1 protein-coding gene is annotated in these 3146 nt (G+C 32.6%); it reads right to left on the reverse strand.

The genetic code is table 11. The annotated features are described in order from the left end of the window. Nucleotides 1–248: 248 nt before the first annotated feature. The coding region (dnaE, locus tag U9R42_06615) for a DNA polymerase III subunit alpha (protein ID MEA3495690.1) at nucleotides 249–3146 on the reverse strand (2898 nt) is incomplete at its 5' end.

The raw sequence follows: 3146 nt of genomic DNA on the forward strand, positions 1-3146 counted from the left end.
GTTGCAGAATATAGATTGACAAAAGAGTTGCCTGAAAAATTAAAAGGGAAGTTACCATCTGTTAGTGATATTAAAAGGAAAATTGAAGATGAAATAAAAAACGAGAGGTAACAAAGGCTATATGTAATGCGGGGTTCATCGTAAATTGAAAGATTATGCAAGTAAAGAAATTTAGTAGTAAAACGAAAGTGAAAAGCTTCGAAAACTCGTAATACGCATAGCCAAACCGATAACCATCATAAAGAAATCTACTTCTCACGAGGATCAGCTACAATCGGTAGCTTTGCTTGTTTGTAAACCTCAATGCTTGCATATCCGAATTCTTCAACAACTTTTCCAAGGAGTAAATACATTCCACTGCCTCTGAAAGGATATTTTCTTAATGAATCAGGGAAATGTGTAGTGTCAAAAAAAACTCCATTTTTATCAACAAAAGTTCCAAAATGCATTATTTCTTTTTTTACGGTTCTCACGTATTTTATGGTAACAAGTCGTCCTATCATTCTTACTTTTCGTCCAACGTTCTTGTCAAGGTCCTTTGCTTGTATTTCTCCACGGAAAGATGTTTTGAGTAAATCAAAGAAACTAAGGCTTACAGTAAATCCTAACATTTCTATCTCGTCATAGGCATCTTCAATTTTTCCTGTTTCAAGTTTTGGTAATTCAAATTTCTTTGACGGCATATAAAATAGCATTGACTGTTTTTTGAGTGTTTCCTTTTTGCCTAATAACAAATGTGCTTCCCATAGTAGTTCTACTTTAGTTTTTGCTGTAAAACGAAAAGCATTTATTTTTATCAAAATAATAATTTGTTCCAATTTTATGTCAATACGTACACTAAAGTCCTTTAGGCTCTGGAATTTTCCATTTTGTTTTCGTTCTTGCTCTATTGCTTCTGCCTGTTTTTTTTCAAAATTGGCAATGTGAATAAAGCCTAAAAAAATATTTTTGTCGATGATTGTTGTAAGGTAGCTACTGTTGTTAACGCATGGTAATTCAATATTTGCCCCTTGTCGCTGGGCTTCATTTACATATACCCAAGTATGATAAAAACCACCGAAATTATTTATAACAGCTACCATAAATTCAAGAGGGAAATATGTTTTTAGATAAAGGCTTTGCAGGCTTTCTACGGCATAGGATGCAGAATGTGCTTTTGAAAAAGAATATCCTCCGAATGATTCAATTTGTCTCCAAACTTCTTGTGTGATTTTTGGCGGATAGCCTCGCTCGTTACAGTTATTAAAGAATTTTTCCACTATTCTTTGAAATTCCTTTTTACTGCGAAATTTACCACTCATAGCTCTGCGTAATACATCGGAATCGGCAAGGTCAAGTCCTGCAAAATGATGACATACTTTTAAAACGTCTTCCTGATAAACCATAACGCCATAGGTTTCTTTTAATTCCTCTTCCATTATGGGGTGTATATATTTGAAATTGTTGGGGTTGTGAAAACGATAGATGTATTCTTTCATCATGCCGGATTTGGCAACTCCCGGGCGAATGATTGAACTTGCCGCAACAAGGCTTATGTAATTATCACATTTCAATTTTTTTAACAATCCACGCATAGCAGGACTTTCAATGTAAAAACAACCGCATGTTTCAGCATTTTTTAATTGTTCTTTTATCTTTTTGTCTTCTTTAAATTTATTGATTTGGTGAACATCAACTTTTATGTTTTTATTTTCAAGGATAATGTTTGCACAATCGTTAATATGTCCTATCCCTCTCTGGCTGAGTATGTCAAATTTCTCAAATCCTAAACTTTCTGCAACGTACATATCCCATTGTGTTGTAGGATAACCTTTCGGAGGCATATCAACTGCTGTGTAATAGCTGAGGGGCTTTTCCGAAATTAGAATTCCTCCTGCATGAATAGAACGGATGTTTGGAAAGCCTAACATCATTTTACCGATATTAATTATCTTTTCAGAAATATGGTTTTTGTTTTTTTCGCTTTCAGGGTTTTTAACAAGAGCGTCAATTTCGGATTTAGGCAAACCATAAATTTTAGCTAATTCCCTTAAAGTAGATCGCCCTTTAAAAGTTGTTGTTGCTCCTAACAAAGCCGTATGTTCTTTCCCATATCGTTTAAAAATATAATCTGTTACTTCATTTCTTTCTTTCCATGAATAATCAATATCAAAATCAGGTGGACTGCTACGTTTAGGGTTTATAAATCTTTCAAAGTAAAGGTTTAACTCTATCGGGTCAACATTTGTGATTTTCAAGCAATAAGCAACAATGCTATTTGCTCCGCTTCCTCGCCCTACATGATAAAATCCTCGCGACATTGAATAACGAATAATATCCCATGCTATTAAAAAATATGCAGAAAAATTAAGTTCATCAATTAATTTAAGTTCATGTTTTATACGTTTTATTGCTTCCTTATTATTTTTTTCATAGCGATAAAGCAAACCATCAAAAGCAAGTTTTTCAAGGAGTAATTTATCGTCATATTTACTGCCTGTAAAAGTAGCTTTGTTTTTATTTGATTTGTATTCGAAGTCTATACTGCATTCAGTTATAAGTTTCTCTGTGTTTTTAACTATTTGAGGATAATCTTTGTAAAGTTTTAACAGTTTCTCTTGTGAAAGCATAACTTCATCAGGGGAAGCAAGTTGTTCTTGAGTTAATTGACTCAAAAGAATGTTTCTGTCAATTGCTCTAAGATGTTTGTGAAGTTCAAAATCATTGTTATCTCTAAAGCTTACAGGCTGTTGTATTATTAGTTTTGATTGATTTTGCCTGTATTCGGAGAAAATAAGTTTTGTTATTTCTTTGGGTTTAACCCCAATAAATTCATTTTCTTTTAGTTCATTTATTTTTTTGCTACCAAAAGGATAAATAACATAAGCATCTGTAAATTCAGTTGTTGTAATCTCTGTTTTGTTAATGTTGTGATTGCTGATAAAATCATTAAGCTCTTTAAAACCTTTGTTGTTTTTTGCTATTGCAAAATATAAAAACCTGTTATCTTTATTTCTAAATTCCATGCCAGCTATTGGCTTTATGCCTTTTTCTTTACACGATTTAACAAAATCAGGAATAGCCATAGAATTATTAATATCCGTAAGTACAAGAGATTGTATTCCAAGCTTTTTAGCATTCTCAGTTAAAGCTTCAATTGATAAAGT

The organism is Bacteroidota bacterium, assembly GCA_034723125.1.
Taxonomy (GTDB): domain Bacteria; phylum Bacteroidota; class Bacteroidia; order CAILMK01; family JAAYUY01; genus JAYEOP01.